General features: G+C 43.0%; 12 protein-coding genes and 5 pseudogenes. 8 read left to right on the top strand and 9 right to left on the bottom strand.

The window, feature by feature from the left end; translation table 11 throughout:
• Positions 1–640 precede the first annotated feature (640 nt).
• Complete coding sequence (locus BM122_RS17995; RefSeq protein ID WP_074906931.1) at positions 641–1,654, top strand: spherulation-specific family 4 protein; 1,014 nt, start codon at positions 641–643, stop codon at positions 1,652–1,654.
• A gap of 260 nt (positions 1,655–1,914) precedes the next feature.
• On the opposite strand, the pseudogene BM122_RS25455 reads toward BM122_RS17995, so the two are convergent.
• Positions 1,915–2,448: pseudogene (locus BM122_RS25455) on the bottom strand (phage protease).
• Positions 2,449–2,843: 395 nt separating this feature from the next.
• Between BM122_RS25455 and BM122_RS17975 the strand changes: the two are divergent.
• The gene (locus BM122_RS17975) at positions 2,844–3,263 is read left to right on the top strand and encodes a hypothetical protein (protein WP_074906927.1); all 420 of its coding nucleotides are present in this window, start codon (positions 2,844–2,846) and stop codon (positions 3,261–3,263) included.
• Positions 3,260–3,454, top strand: a pseudogene (locus BM122_RS21860) (thymidylate synthase); the annotation flags it as partial. The gene BM122_RS17975 and the pseudogene BM122_RS21860, both read left to right, overlap by 4 nt.
• Positions 3,455–3,840: 386 nt before the next feature.
• Here BM122_RS21860 and BM122_RS21855 read toward each other — a convergent pair.
• A pseudogene (locus BM122_RS21855) lies at positions 3,841–4,718 on the bottom strand (IS982 family transposase).
• Between the two features lie 191 nt (positions 4,719–4,909).
• On the opposite strand from BM122_RS21855, the pseudogene BM122_RS17955 reads away from it, so the two are divergent.
• Both BM122_RS17955 and BM122_RS17950 read left to right on the top strand, forming a co-directional pair.
• Positions 4,910–5,134: pseudogene (locus BM122_RS17955) on the top strand (transposase); the annotation flags it as partial.
• 259 nt (positions 5,135–5,393) lie between these two features.
• Complete coding sequence (locus tag BM122_RS17950) at positions 5,394–5,756, top strand: DUF4156 domain-containing protein (protein WP_074906923.1); 363 nt, start codon at positions 5,394–5,396, stop codon at positions 5,754–5,756.
• Positions 5,757–6,199: 443 nt separating this feature from the next.
• On the opposite strand, the gene BM122_RS17940 is transcribed toward BM122_RS17950, so the two are convergent.
• The gene (locus BM122_RS17940; RefSeq protein ID WP_143083517.1) at positions 6,200–6,487 is read right to left on the bottom strand and encodes a hypothetical protein; all 288 of its coding nucleotides are present in this window, start codon (positions 6,485–6,487) and stop codon (positions 6,200–6,202) included.
• 1,718 nt (positions 6,488–8,205) lie between these two features.
• Here BM122_RS17940 and BM122_RS25450 point away from each other — a divergent pair.
• On the top strand, positions 8,206–8,331 hold the full coding sequence (locus BM122_RS25450) for a hypothetical protein (protein ID WP_256212185.1): 126 nt from the start codon (positions 8,206–8,208) through the stop codon (positions 8,329–8,331).
• Between the two features lie 134 nt (positions 8,332–8,465).
• On the opposite strand, the gene BM122_RS17935 is transcribed toward BM122_RS25450, so the two are convergent.
• Positions 8,466–8,744 (bottom strand): addiction module antidote protein, encoded by a 279-nt coding sequence (locus BM122_RS17935; protein WP_074906920.1) that lies wholly within the window; start codon positions 8,742–8,744, stop codon positions 8,466–8,468.
• 117 nt (positions 8,745–8,861) lie between these two features.
• Between BM122_RS17935 and BM122_RS23575 the strand changes: the two genes are divergently transcribed.
• Positions 8,862–9,038 carry a hypothetical protein gene (locus tag BM122_RS23575; protein WP_177198204.1) on the top strand — a complete coding sequence of 59 codons (177 nt, stop codon included), beginning with the start codon at positions 8,862–8,864 and terminating at the stop codon, positions 9,036–9,038.
• Positions 9,039–9,267: 229 nt separating this feature from the next.
• Here BM122_RS23575 and istB read toward each other — a convergent pair whose 3' ends face one another.
• From istB to BM122_RS17915, 3 genes are all read right to left on the bottom strand, one after another.
• Entirely contained in the window at positions 9,268–10,017 is a 750-nt protein-coding gene (gene istB / locus BM122_RS17925) for an IS21-like element helper ATPase IstB (RefSeq protein WP_305728218.1), read from the bottom strand.
• A 297-nt stretch (positions 10,018–10,314) separates the two neighbouring features.
• Positions 10,315–10,584, bottom strand: coding sequence for a hypothetical protein (locus tag BM122_RS17920; RefSeq protein WP_074906918.1), 270 nt, complete (start codon positions 10,582–10,584; stop codon positions 10,315–10,317).
• Positions 10,585–10,779: 195 nt separating this feature from the next.
• Positions 10,780–11,343 (bottom strand): IS21 family transposase, encoded by a 564-nt coding sequence (locus BM122_RS17915; protein WP_074906917.1) that lies wholly within the window; start codon positions 11,341–11,343, stop codon positions 10,780–10,782.
• Positions 11,344–12,269: 926 nt separating this feature from the next.
• Between BM122_RS17915 and BM122_RS22715 the strand changes: the two are divergent.
• Positions 12,270–12,473: pseudogene (locus BM122_RS22715) on the top strand (IS1595 family transposase); the annotation flags it as partial.
• A 165-nt stretch (positions 12,474–12,638) separates the two neighbouring features.
• Here the strand turns inward: BM122_RS22715 and BM122_RS23570 are convergent.
• Positions 12,639–12,806 carry a hypothetical protein gene (locus BM122_RS23570; RefSeq protein ID WP_177198202.1) on the bottom strand — a complete coding sequence of 56 codons (168 nt, stop codon included), beginning with the start codon at positions 12,804–12,806 and terminating at the stop codon, positions 12,639–12,641.
• Between the two features lie 678 nt (positions 12,807–13,484).
• Positions 13,485–13,917 (bottom strand): transposase (locus BM122_RS17895; RefSeq protein ID WP_305728217.1); only part of this gene is annotated, 433 nt, incomplete at its 5' end.

Here is a 13,917-nt window from a genome sequence, read left to right as displayed (position 1 = left end):
CTCCTTGCTGCCGACGCCGTTTCAGCGACGACTCTAATAAGCACTGCTCCCAACGCGGCTCAAACTTTTTACAAAAGTCGTCACTCGCACAAAAATCGTTATAGTATCCATGGGAATCTGACTCCTCTCGTGATGAAATTCTTTTCCAAAACCACTTCGTCATAAGGAATTCAGGTTCCTTTTTCAGCTTTTCTTATGTCGAACTCACGTTAAAACAAGTGATATAACAGCTAATCAAACCATGCTGCTCATACAAATTTCTGTATAGCTTCAAGCTTGGTATATTTTGGCATAACGTGTGAGAACTTCTCAAGCACACACTTATAAGTTTCGTTCCACTCCGGATTAAGTTTCTTATGAACTAAGATGCTGGTCAACCACAGATTTTTAGGATTATGGGCTGCTTTCCGGGCTGTCATAGCCGTTCTATGATTTTTATCAACCTCACCTGAACTAAAAAACCAAATAGCGAACTAAGATAATATGCAAATGCAATATTGCTAGCCTTCATTATGCAATGAGAATATGCTTATTTGAGCGCAGGGGTATTTATTGCTTTTATCCCTCTTTCTTTTGTTAAGGCCAATGTAGAAACTGCGTCTAGTCTATTGTGCTCTCTTTTTGATAGGAGATATTCGACATGAGCATAAAATACTTCATTTTGCTTCCCGTAGTTTATTTATCAATGGCATTCGATACGCTCGCCCATGCTACTAATCTTTTTGTTCCAGCTTATTTCGATCCATCAAGTCCCCCGACTCTGGATTACTGGAGTGGCTTGGCTGCAGCAGCTCAAATAGTACCTACTACCGTAATTATTAATCCAGACAATGGGTTTGGGACAAGCGCTGACCCTGGTTATGTTATGGCCATCGATCTAATTCGTGGCTCTGGGGGAAAGATAATTGCTTACGTACATACCGATTATGGAGATCGCCCACTGGTCGATATTGCTATCGAAATTGATAATTACTTAACCTTCTATGTGATTGATGGTTTCTTTATCGATCAGATGGCCGCAGACGGAACGGATGAAAACATTCTGTACTACGAGCAAATATATAACTACATCAAGAATAAAAGTAGCCAATATTCAGTAACGGGAGATCCTGGAGTGGTACCCGACGAAATTTATTTAAGCAAACCGGTTGCTGATAATTTAGTGGTATTTCAGGGCACCATGAGAAATTACGTAAACTTTAAGCCAGAACAGTGGCAAAGAAATTACCCGAAGGACCGATTTATTCACATTGTATATAACGCAACATGGTATCAGATGATGCAGGCGTTCAGTCAGACCGACACAAACCACGTTGGAAATCTGTACGTAACCGATGATAGTCTTCCCAATCCTTATGACAGTCTTCCGCAGTATGGAGAATTGGAACTCGAGATGGCGGCCGTAACGCCTAACAAAGAGCAAAAAATTTTTATTTTTGCCGAGCAATTGTTTCCGCAATATTTTTCTCCTGCAAACGTAGATAATCAGCAGTTTGATGGGTTTACCTACCGCTATTATTCAACCACTAATGCATACATAGGAATCAAAAACGGTGATGTGTTCGTACTCGGTGATTCCTTTGGTCCAAGCATTCGGCGTATCGATACTATTGAAAATACACTCCAACTCTTGGAAAGCACAGCAGGCTCCTAAAGTCTGTTCACCAGAGAAGATGGCCATTGCAGTCCAATTTAGTACTGCCGGGAGGACTTTTTCTCCAGTTTGTGTGCCCAGTAATTTCATGACTGCCACCGGCACGAACTTGGCCGGATCGGGGTGATCGGCAGTAGTTTTAAGGGCGGCGGTAGCATCATCTTTTAAGCTGAGTAGAGCGATGAGGCTAACCAGCACAGAGTCAGCATCTCCGCTTTCATTCTGGCCAGTGAGTTTGCGTAACGTAGCCAATAGCTGTTCTAATTGCATGTCGTCTCCTTCAATGCTTCAATGGATAAAAATTTAGATGCTGCGACAGTATCGATGCCATCGAGCGCCAGGTTGTTAATTAGCTCAGCATGCAACAGCCGCGTGACTGCCCCGGTCTTATTGTCATAAAGAAACACAGGGGAGATGTAGCGATATTCACCAGTCTCGATCATCTGGCTGGCGCGTTCGGTCCATCCCACATCGATGGCAAGCAAACCAGATTCACGCCATTTCAGTTTACCGAACCATGCTGCAGCAGGGGCGGTTTGACTGTTTTATGCTGCAAGTAGTGTCTGGTGCTCGTAATCCACTACCGTACGGTTTACGCGGCTTTCGAACTTGCCAATGATTTGTGCCGCCAAGGCAGCATCGATCAACCAGTACGGCACATCGATTGGACGGCTATCAATGCTACCAAACTGCCACGCAGGGAATAACTGGATTTCCTTGGCTGCCGTGACTGCACAGGCGCAGGTGGCCAAGCCGGTGGATGAGTGAGTTTGTTGGGATCGTTTACGATTCATGATGCCATGGTACTGGCAACATGGAGAGGAATTAAGAAGGGCTTGATTCTTCCTTAAAACAGAGAGTCAATTAAAACCAAATTATTCCATTTCTAAATCAAACCTGATTTTGTCGGCATCGTCGTGCCGTATTATTTATACTGTCTGCGGCTCGCCTTCGCATCATATTTGATTTGGAAATGGAATTAATGAGGTGAGCAAATGATCACACCACACGAAACAGCAAGATGCACAGGCATGGACGCGCCGCTCTGCCAGAGGTGCAGAAGGAGAAAACCGGGTGATCCATCAAAGCAGATTGATATACAGCTAGCTTTGACATTGAACGGTTGCGATAACTTCATTGGTTATCACACTTTCAATATGAAAAATAAAAATATAGAGGTAAGGGCAGAATGAATCGGCAAAACTCAACAATCAACGAGAAAGTAGAAATAATGTCTGCAGAAAATATTGATAGAAAAGAGGAGGATGGAATCCTATTAGCATTGTGCGTTGTTAATCAAGATATACGAGCCATAGTACACAATAAATCCGGAAAAATTTTTAATTTAAGTCTGGATAGGGTGCGGCTAGTTGAATATGAGAGCGAACAAGAGGCTAGCTGGCGACCGATAGAAACGGCTCCAATGGATGGCACTGAAATTGATGTTTGGGTTACAAATCTTCCTCCTGAAGCCATTAGAGTAACGAATGTTAAGTATGATAAAGAAAAGCTTTGTTTTGTATATTGGGACAACCGGTATGTAGAGTACAGACAAGTAATTGGCGATATCACTCACTGGATACCGATACCAAAGAGACCATTAAAATGAAACAATATCTCGACCTAATGCGTTACGTACTCGATAACGGGCATCAAGAATCGGATAGAACTTTTTAGCACTGGTACGCTTCAGTATGTGGCTATCAAATGCGATTTAACTTGCAAGATGGATTTCTGCTGGTAACGAACAAGACAGTGCATCTTAAGTCGGTAATTCACGAGTTGCTATGGTTTTTGCGTACTTAAGGGTCAGGTCGCGCGCCGTTATCGGCAATCGATCTAGCAGGTTGAAATCCCGTCCGGGGAATTGCTCATTCACTCCGGTAGCACTGCGGAGCAGTATTTGAGTAATTGAATGCTATAAGTTGCGCGCAGGCAAAGCTGCAGGCCGCAACGCAAGTGAATCTTTATTAGCCTCGTTAACCAATTGAGCCAACTGAGGATGCTGGCTCTCTGACCTGAAGGGGAAAGCGGATACTATCTGCCTGATAATGAGCATTTCAGATACATTCTCCGGGGGATAGGAGCGGCATGTAACGGAAGACAGGTTGCAGGATGGGAGATCCAGTACGGCGGTATTTGCAGTATCCACTGATTTATATAACGTGAGTTCGACATAAGAATCATCACATCACAATTGGAAGAGCTTGAGGGAGTCTGATATTAAGCGAGGGTTTCTTCTCGCGAAACGTGTAAGCCACCAGTCCAGCTATCAGATTAACAAAGAAGTTAGATGGGCTGCGATGGCGGGAATGTTCGATTTACGAGATATCCTTCAATGGGTCATTGATGGTCTCAATGATCGAGCGTTTACGTAACAGCAGCTTGTCAAACAGCGGCAACAACTTGTTTTTCATGTTCTTGCGTACTTTGGTGACGAGCTGTACACCTTGCTCCCGGAGTTGCTCAAAGAGTGGCTGCGAAATGTAGCCCCGGTCACCAAAGAGTTTTCCAAACAAGGAGCGCCAGTTCCGGCACTACATCACGGTCATCCACATTGCCCGCCGTGATTTTGACTGCCAGCAATTCTCCCTGGTCATTGATGACCAGGTGCAACTTGAACCCATAAAACCAATTCACACTGGTCTTTCCCCGAGCAGCAAACTCTGCCATTACCTTATGCGCCCCAATGCGGCGATTGTGGCTCACGCTGATCTTGGCCGAATCAATGAAGCTGATCCCACTGCATTGCCCAAAGCGGCTGATCAGAAAACAGCACAAGGGCGCCAGGCTACCTTAAAGCCAACTCCACAAAGCGGTTGTAGCTCACTAACCCTGGAAAATAACCCCACTGATACCTCAAGACGTAATTCAGATAATAGTGCTTAAACATTCGGTAACCAGACAGATGAAACCCCACCATGATGGTCATGACTTCACTTAGACACAGCCCTCCTTGCCGCCGACGCCGTTTCAGCGACGACTTTAATAAGTACTGCTCCCACCGTGGCTCAAACTCTTTACAAAATTCGTCACTTGCACAAAAAATCGTTGTAGTATCCATCGGAATCTGACTCCTCTCGTGATGAAATTCTTTTCCAAAACCACTTCATCATAAGGAATTCAGGTTCCTTTTACGGCTTTTCTTATGTCGAACTCACGTATTATATGAAAGAAGGATTATGCGCTATATGGCATTAGCCAGATAAAACTGCAGCGCAAAGAGCGCTTGACGAATAGGTAAAAAAGGCCACTGCTTCTAATATCAACATGCTCAAGCAATTCTCTAAAATCATTGCCGCTCATCGTTCAGGCATCCTTGCTTATTTCGACTTCAATGGCTTATCAACTGGACCATTGGAAGGCATCAACAACAAGATCAAAATGTTACATAAAATGGCTTATGCCTTTAGAAATGTTGAATTCTTTAAGCTAAAAATTATGGCGTTGCATGAGACCAGTTATGTTCTGGTCGGTTGAACTTCTGTATACGCATTTGCCGGATGAACCTATTTCCTATTTTTTCTTTATTCACGACCTAACCCGGATATGTATATAATGACTGACACATTTTTCTGCATGGAAAAAGAGTGCGAGTGTGTTCAATCCATTTTTGCTGGCCCTGGATGATCAATTCGTTTATGAAATAGAAATGGTACAGCCCTGGGTTTATCTATACTTCTCGGTGTAAAAAAAATAAAATTACACATCGGGAATTATCAGTGAGTGTTTCTAAAAAATGTACCAGTTAATCAGAAAGACATTATTAGTACTGATCATCGTGGCTTGTTCTGAAGCTCTAGCTCAACAGGAAGCAGATAAAACTGTTGCGATAATGGTCGGTGAGCAAGGCCCTGATGGATGTGAATTACTTGGGAAGGTGAAAGGCTCTTCAAAAGATGATCAAGCAAGTGAAACAAGCGAAGACAGCACTCTTTACATCAAGCGGCTGATTAAAGCCAGAAACAATTTAAGAAATGAAGCGCAGAAACTGGGTGGCAATAATGTGCACATCATCTATTTCAATAACACAGGAAAATATGAGATGCCCGGGGATGATAAGGAAATCATATTTGTTGGAAATGTTTATCGTTGTAAATGAAACTAAAGAAGTAAGATTTGAACCCAAAAACCGCTATAAGGACTTCTCCGTAATTACAAGATAAATTTTACTTCAGGTAAAACATATTCTTAATAATCACATAATTATGCTCAGCAATTAAGCAGAAGGTTGTGCTCTGCTTCGGCTACTCTCTTTATTTAAATTTGTTGTATTCTCTGATTGCATCTTCACTTATATGTGAATTAAGAGCTAACTCGTAAAAAATTCCAGAAAAACAGAGCCGCAGCCAGCTTCCCGAATATATGCACCGTAAGCTCCTTATAAGAACGAACTTGACTGACACATTCAATGCCTGTCTTTTCTTCAATCCAGGTAAATATTGCTTCAATCGGTTGCCGAACGCGAGCAATCGCTGTAGGCAACTTGATCCTGTATTTCCAGATAATGTTGCCCTTTTTGTTTTTTAACTGGTGTCAAGACGGTCAGATTCTGAGCTTGCCTGACGTCTTCAGCATCGGGCCGTTGATAAGCTTTATCACCATACAGAGCTCATTGCTGTGCAATTGTGGCCGAATCTGATCAAATATCTTGTCATCATGGCCGCTGGCGCCGGTCACACCAATATACTCAGGGATCGGCAATGAGCCTGGTGTGCGGCGCCCTATAGGGACCTGCACACCATGATAGTGCAACTTCTTTGTTGAGCAGTAGCCTGAATCCGCCAACTGTTTCGCTACACACGCATTAAACCGGTAATCTTGCCTGGGCATTGACTACCGGGAATGAATCGATCAGCCAAACTTGACCTGGATTCCTGGCTTCCCGTTCTTGCTGAATCAGTGCTAATTCCATTTCTAAATCAAACCCGGCTTTGTCGGCTTCACCTTGCCGTATTATTTATACTGTCTGCGGCTCGCCTTCGCGTCATTTTTGATTTAGAAATGGAATAATAAGGGCGCAAACACATCAGCTACCCGATTCAGACGCTGAATATAAGCCATATCACTCGGAAGTCCTGGAAACCAAACGCGTAAATGACGATCCGCATACTTATAAATACCTTTGATCTTTCTATGTTTGTCCACTACAGCGACAGGTAGAGAGCAATGACTTCTTCGTCGCTAAAGCTTCAATCCGCGTCATTATTCATTCTTTGACTATAAACCCAAAGCTTTTCCTGATAATGCTTGCAAGCATAGAGATAAATCGTTATTAATCGCTCTTGCCAGTTCATTGGTTACTTTGATTGATTGAGGTTGGGTGATGTCTTCCTCAATAGTTTAATGTTATTGATGAACTGGCTTCTATTTCAGCTCTTAATTCGCATATAAAACGTTTTATGACACGCTACATTACGTTACTCATTACCTCGCTATCATATTCACTTTGCAAACATGCTTGCCGATATGTGCATTTAATATCTTTTGGTTGTTGTTATATTATTTTTGGCTTGTTCCGCCATTTTGAAGCTTCTCAATAATTTCTTTTAACTGATTAACGCTCTGGATGAGTTGTTCTTTTGCATATTCAGGCATGCCCCTCACAAGCTCTATTAATTTTATTTCTAGCTCGTCGGTAATCTAACAGCCGCACGTTTCATTTTTATATTTGGGTCCATTGCCAGTAGTTAATCATTCGAAATTAACGCCGAAATAAGAACATATGGCCTCTTCGTGCTCGCGTTTAGGTGCGGACTCTCCATCCAGCCATTGCTGGATTACCTGATAACTGATATCTAGCTTCAGCTCTCTTTTTAGGGGATGCGATTTGCCTCCCCAAGGGAAGCATTTTTATTCACAAGGAAGCATTTTTATTCACAAAGCTCGTGGATTCTATCTGAGATCATCTGCATTTAAGGTAAATCTATAACTTTCTGTCATTCCATCTCCACCAGAGCCCATCAAGTCAGATGCGAAAAGCTGAAATAATTACAGAACCAATTTTGAAAGTGAGATTTTCTCTTTATATCCTGTTGTCGTCAATTTAATACTAGCAAATTATTGGCATTTCTAGTTAAATATTTATTGCTATTATTTTCTTGGACTCATCTGGATTGAGGGCTTGTAGATATTTATGCTTGCCTTCGATTATTTATTGCTCGAATGTGCTTCGTTACTATCATCAAGTCTAGCCACAACAAATGATTCAATGTGCAGCAATTTTGCTGGATCTACGTAAATGAATCGGATGAAACCATAGGATGCACTCTACATTGTTGCACGACAGGGCCCTGGGTGGTATTGAGGCGCTGGCACGCATATGGGTATATCATCCGCTCGGTTGTATAGCAAACTTTCTTTCAGGATGGACAGCCACCACGTCAATTTTGAAGAGGTGTCGATCATCCTCGATTACCTTACTGAGGTTGGTAATTATGATTTAATAGAGATGGTGATCAATGTATTTTGCTGGCTTCATGAAGGGTGACGGTAAAGATGCCTGATCAGCCGTCTAGCGATGATCAGTTATTCAATCAAATCTGGAGATTATGGCTATTGATAATATGCTGGCTGATGGGTTGCGTAGTGCGCTTGACGATGGTGATGTTAACGTGCGGGGTGGCTTAGTTAGAATAGGATTTTCAAACATGCCTTCTGAAACTGATACTGCCTAGAAAACCAATAGCTAAATAGCTTGTGATTTGCTATGCTGTACCCTCGTAACACCATGCTGAGGGATAATCAGCAGAAAAGGAGTGGTGTTATGAGGGTTTTAATAGTATCTGCCTGTGCGGTTAGTCATAGTGCCTCAAGATATTATGATTTTGCACCCTAACGCTTCAACAATCTTGGCGATCGTGTCAAATCTTGGATTGCCGTCATCTGCAAGTGATTTATACAAGCTCGCTCGCGAAACTCCAGCGCGCGCTGCTATTTCGGTCATACCCTTGGCGCGAACAGCAGTGTTCAGCGCATAAATGAAATCGGATGTAGCGCCGGAATTAGCAGTTAATCGCAAAAATTCGCGAATGTCTTCATCTGTTTCAAAATGCGCGGCAATGTCGAATCGTCTGGTTTTGGTGGTCATTTTCTAATCTCCGAGAAGTTTAAGAATATTTTTTGTTTTCTCAATGTCTCGCTCCTGGCCGGATTTGTTACCGCACGTCAACAGCTAAACGATATGCTGCTGATGGATCGTGTAATAATGCATACAAATGTCGCTGCCAAAGAAGCAACACAGCTTGAACAGTTCGGTTTCGATAGTTCTGTAATCACTGAAATTGCCATTTTCAACTTCCCGATTGAGGCGAGACAACAATTGATTGCAAATAGCCCGATCCAGTTTATCAAACCATTCGTCAAATATTTGTGTAGTAATTAATTTTTAATTCCTTGGTGCAAGGTATTTCGCAAATGAACAGTTTTTTTACACCCCCAAAAATTTCCTATAGTCGAGTATGCGATGAATACGAGACCCGCAAGGAGAACAATTTTGCTTGAATTTAACCAAGTTACGAGGTTCTTTTAACATTTTGGAGTTTCCTTATTTGTCAATGGCCAACAGAATTGAGCCATAATTGGCCATTAAAATTGAGCCACTTTTCCAGTGCTTAACCACACCTATTCAATTTAGTTTTTAGCCGATAATTTTCACCTCCGAGCATGAAGATATGAGAATGATGGATGAGCCGGTCAACGATAGGTACGGCGATGTTGTCATCGATAAAGAATTCGTTACAGTTGGTAAATTCCTTATTAGTCGTCAGGATGATGGAACGATATTCGTATAGCGCATTGACCAATTGAAACAGGTTGTGCATGCCGTGCTGATTCATGGGCAAATAACCCCATTCATCAATGATCAAGACATCGAACTTGATCAGTTGATTGATTTTCTTTTTTAATTCACCCTTGAGCTCGGCAAGTTCGAGTGCCTCCATCAATCCTAACGCAGTGTTGAAATAAACTTTATATCCTGCATCAATGACTTTTAAGCCGATACCGATAGCCAGATGTGTTTTGCCTACACCTGGTGGGCCGATAAAGACAACATTCTCACGGGTGTCGATAAAGTCAAAGTTCAGCAGACTGTTGACCTCCCGCTTGCTGATGGTGGTCTGAAAGCGGTAATCGAATTCTTCCAGCGTTTTATGCAAGAGAAATGCAGCGCGTTTTCTGTTCTGCTCAATACGTTTGCTATTGCGCTGATTGTGTTCATGCACGATAAGTATTTCAGCAAATTGCAGATAGGAAACATCGTTGGCTTCGGCCTGGCTGAGCAGCTGTTCAAGCTGCTCGGCAATGCCTGACAAGCACAAGCTGCGATATTTGTAGGCAACACTATCAATGGATGACATCATTCACCCTTGACCATCCTTTTGCTTGCTTAATTCCAATTTTTAATATAAACAGCAATTAAAGATAATGTAACTATCTGTAAATAAATAATATTATTATATAAATTATTTACTTTTCTATTAGGATTTGGAATAACATGCCATAGCGTTTTAATGTGGCTAATGTTGCACCCTGAGATGAGGCTGGCGCTGATGGGCATTACCGCTGTGGATACTGATGCCATTCTTCCAGATGATCCCGCAAGCCTTTTACCGTTAACCGTGGTGTCTCAAGCAATCGGCACAGCAATGATGGGGCGATCATGCCATGCTGCTTGCAATGGCGGCCAGTACCTGTTTTGTGCCAGCTAACTGATCTTTGTAGATCTCTGGGGCAATTACCTTCAACAAGGCACAGAGTGAGTCTGCACTTTCTGTATTGCCGAGCAATTGAGAGATATCTGCCTCCAGTGCAGCAATGCGTTGTGCTTTGTCACGATAGTGATCTGTATTCTTAACGATTTGGCCTTTCTCCAGCCGGATGATATGCTTGGCAATGATTTCGCCTGTCGCTAAATCGCTGATATGCAATTGACCATCATGCTCGGTAACACCCGGCTAGCTTGATCAGCCATGGGCACCGAATATTTGTTGCCTTGCCAGGCAATCAAACCAGTTTTGTCACTTTTGCGCGTCATGTCTTCAGTTTGTGAGAGCTGAACACAGCCAGGTGCCAAGTAAGGCTACATACTGGTCTTCTCTGCTTGTTTAATGGGAGCGCGGTTGCTAGCGCGTGCTACCATGCAATCGCTGGTTGGCGATATTGTCCAACCAGTCAGCCATGTAACGTTCCAACTCATGCCAATTGGCAAAAGATTCACCATACAAACCATTGTGCTTGACATACTTGACGCCTGCTTCAACCTTACCCTTGCTTTCAGGGTCATAGCCTTCACAAGCGCTAATACGAAATCCTGCTGCTGTGGCATATTGACGGAAACGCTGATTGAGGGTCAATTCCCGAAATACTTTACCCATCACCACCAGTCTGGTTTGATCGTATACGCATTCCCGTGGCATGCCACCAAAGTAACGAAATGCGGCATCATGTTGCCGGATCAGCGTTTCAGTATCAATCGGCTTTACAGAAACCGATACATGCATCAACCTGGAATAAGAAAGCACAAACACCATCAGATAAACTGTAGTTTCAACGCCACCAATCATTACACCACGTAATTCACCACCATCAACCTGACATTGCTCGCCCGGTATCATATCCAGTACCGGCTCATAATAACGTTCCTGTTTTAAGCTGATTGTTTGTTTAACCTCTGAATGTAGCGCCATACTGAGCGATCCGAAACAGAAATATTCGCCACCTTGGCCCTCAATTTGCGCAGCACTTTCACCGCACAGAGTCTCGGGTACATTTGCAGTAATTGAATGATATCAGCTCGATATTCATCCAGTTTTTTGTTTCTATCCGTATCTGTTAATCCAGCAGCAATTTCCACCTCGGACATGTTGAGATATTATGGACTGTGTTACGGGATAGGCCTAAGTGCCTAGCTATCTTGCGCTCTGATAAGCCAGCACCTTTGTTGTATAACGCTTTGATTTGATATATCACTAGCCACTCCTTCATGACAGCCTCAGAAAAAATTCTGAAACGGTTACAGATTTATTCAATAAAATAAAATCCTGGAAAAGTGGCTCAAAATTGTTATCCGATTCTGGTTCAGTTTAAATGGCCATTAACACCTTATTCATTGATCTGTGATTCACTCTACAAAATCTTAGGGCGAGATTTTGAATGGCGAGACGAGAACTGTGGGACGATCAGTATGGTTAAACCAAATACGAAGAGAGGGATACTGTCACGAGCAGCTGGAACAGCTCGGCACATAAATCGGCATGTACCAGCGTTATAATTCCATTTCTAAATCAAAGCTGACTTTGTCGGCTTCACCTTGCTGTATTATTTATATTGTCTGCGGCTCGCCTTCGCGTCTTTTTAATTTAAAAATGGAATAACCGATGGTTAAAGGCGGGGTTTGGTAACACATATTTCGCGAATTATTGGATGATCCTGAGTTTAAATAAGTGATGATCGACTCCGCCATCGTCCGCGCTGGATGCCCGAGTTGGGTTAGTACTGAGTTTGCTGCAGGAAACTCTAGCAAGAGCATGTGCATATTTTCTGCCAGCTTTTTCGCTTTGCTCAGGGAGAACCAGTCAATGTTGCCGCAGCTCCGCGAGTTATAAACAACATCTACCATATTCAGAACGTCAATGCTTATGACAGCCGGCTAAAGCAATGAATGATGAAATTTCGTGGCGTAGCTACACATTATCTCGGGAATTATCTGGAATGGCATAGGATGATTGGTCGCCTCGGTCAAAACATTACACCAGTCGTTTGTTTTTTATCATCCATTGGGAAAACAAGACAATTTCAACAATTAATTGCGACATAGCCTTTCTAAATTCAGCCTCCAGAAAAACACAATCTCAATCTATTACATCGAAATTAATCTCATTAAGGTAATGCTAACGCCATCTTTTTGTGTTTTAAGATAATTAACGTGAGTTTGACATAAAAAGATGTAATGGAGCTTGAATTCCTTATGATGGAGCGATTATCAAAAAATTTTCTTCACTAGAGGAATCTGATTCCGATGGTCACTATATCGATTGCTGGTGTGATTGACGACTTTTATAAAGGGTTTGAGCCGTAGCAGGAGCTGCGCTTTTGTTTGAGCTGTTGCTAAAACAGCATCGACAATAGGGGGAGCTATGTCTAATTCCATTTCTATTTCATAAATTAAATAATATGAGCAACTTATGAAAGGAAGCATTATGATGGCGCGAGTAGCAAGTGGCAAAGATGTGTAGGAGCAGGCCAGGGATTTGCTTGTTCGTGCAAGAAAAATAGGAGAATCAAGCATGGCCATGGATTAATATAAATTTACTTATGAAATAGGAATGGAATAAGTAACTGATGTTACGCAGCCTTTAACTTTTGCAATTCCGCATAAGCCTGTTGGGTTGCCTTAATATATAGCTCCGCCCGCAGGGCGAAATGGTTGGCCTTATGCTTGATCTTCAAACATTCCAGCTTAAATACGGCGTAAATGGACATGAACACGTGGTTACCTTGCGTGGTTACCGTCCGGGTCGGCGACTTTGCTAGCGCCGCATTGGATTGCAACGACTTGTGGAACGTTTCGACTTTCCACCGTTTTTTGTAGATTGCTGCTACTTGTCCACCTTCGCAGGAGAGGCTACTCTAAACCAGATTCAACGTGCCGGTGCTGCCGTCCTTGTTCGTAAAGACCCGCCGTAGCAAAAGCACTTCCTGATCGAAGCCTTTTAGCCAGCCGCGCACTGCCTGCTGATCCGATAACGCCAGTTCGCTTACCTTGACGAAATGGCCTTGTTGTTTCTCTTCCAGCGTCAGCGCTATAGCCTAACCAGTTAAGAATGATTCAGAATGTATAGGATTTAAAAAGCATCTCAACGGTCTGGTTTTGTTGTTTACGCAGTGCTTTGGCCTGTGCCCATTTATGTTCGATGGGATTAAGATCAGGAGAATAAGCGGGTAAGTATTCAAGGGTGTGCCCAGCGTTTTGTATGGCCTCTTGCGTATCCTGCCTCTTATGGAAGGTGGCATTGTCCATCACAACGACCGCATGTGAGGGCAATTTAGGCAACAGGTCCTGCATCGCCCATCCATGAAATACATCGGCGCTGATATTGACTGCAAACAGGCTGACGGTTATCAATAGCTTTCCGATCAACGCTCCCATTGCGTTGATACGACCTGGCGCATGCCAGTCATGCGTGCCATGACATCTCTGGCCAGCGGGTGCATAACCGTGCGTGCGCGGCGCATCCTGTGCAAACCCACTTTCATCAATA

Origin of the sequence: Nitrosomonas communis (genome assembly GCF_900114745.1) — a bacterium.
Lineage (GTDB): Bacteria > Pseudomonadota > Gammaproteobacteria > Burkholderiales > Nitrosomonadaceae > Nitrosomonas > Nitrosomonas communis_A.
This window is presented reverse-complemented; position numbering and strand designations above follow the sequence as displayed.

What these genes read in the sequence shown, in the direction of transcription:
- BM122_RS25450 (WP_256212185.1), top strand. Translation starts at nt 8,206, where the DNA reads ATGGCTATTGATAATATGCTGGCTGATGGGTTGCGTAGTGCGCTTGAC.
- BM122_RS17975 (WP_074906927.1), top strand. Translation starts at nt 2,844, where the DNA reads ATGAATCGGCAAAACTCAACAATCAACGAGAAAGTAGAAATAATGTCT.
- BM122_RS17995 (WP_074906931.1), top strand. Translation starts at nt 641, where the DNA reads ATGAGCATAAAATACTTCATTTTGCTTCCCGTAGTTTATTTATCAATG.
- BM122_RS23575 (WP_177198204.1), top strand. Translation starts at nt 8,862, where the DNA reads ATGCATACAAATGTCGCTGCCAAAGAAGCAACACAGCTTGAACAGTTC.
- BM122_RS17940 (WP_143083517.1), bottom strand. Translation starts at nt 6,487, where the DNA reads ATGCCCAGGCAAGATTACCGGTTTAATGCGTGTGTAGCGAAACAGTTG.
- BM122_RS17915 (WP_074906917.1), bottom strand. Translation starts at nt 11,343, where the DNA reads ATGGCGCTACATTCAGAGGTTAAACAAACAATCAGCTTAAAACAGGAA.
- BM122_RS17950 (WP_074906923.1), top strand. Translation starts at nt 5,394, where the DNA reads ATGTACCAGTTAATCAGAAAGACATTATTAGTACTGATCATCGTGGCT.
- BM122_RS23570 (WP_177198202.1), bottom strand. Translation starts at nt 12,806, where the DNA reads ATGGAATTAGACATAGCTCCCCCTATTGTCGATGCTGTTTTAGCAACA.
- BM122_RS17935 (WP_074906920.1), bottom strand. Translation starts at nt 8,744, where the DNA reads ATGACCACCAAAACCAGACGATTCGACATTGCCGCGCATTTTGAAACA.
- istB (WP_305728218.1), bottom strand. Translation starts at nt 10,017, where the DNA reads ATGATGTCATCCATTGATAGTGTTGCCTACAAATATCGCAGCTTGTGC.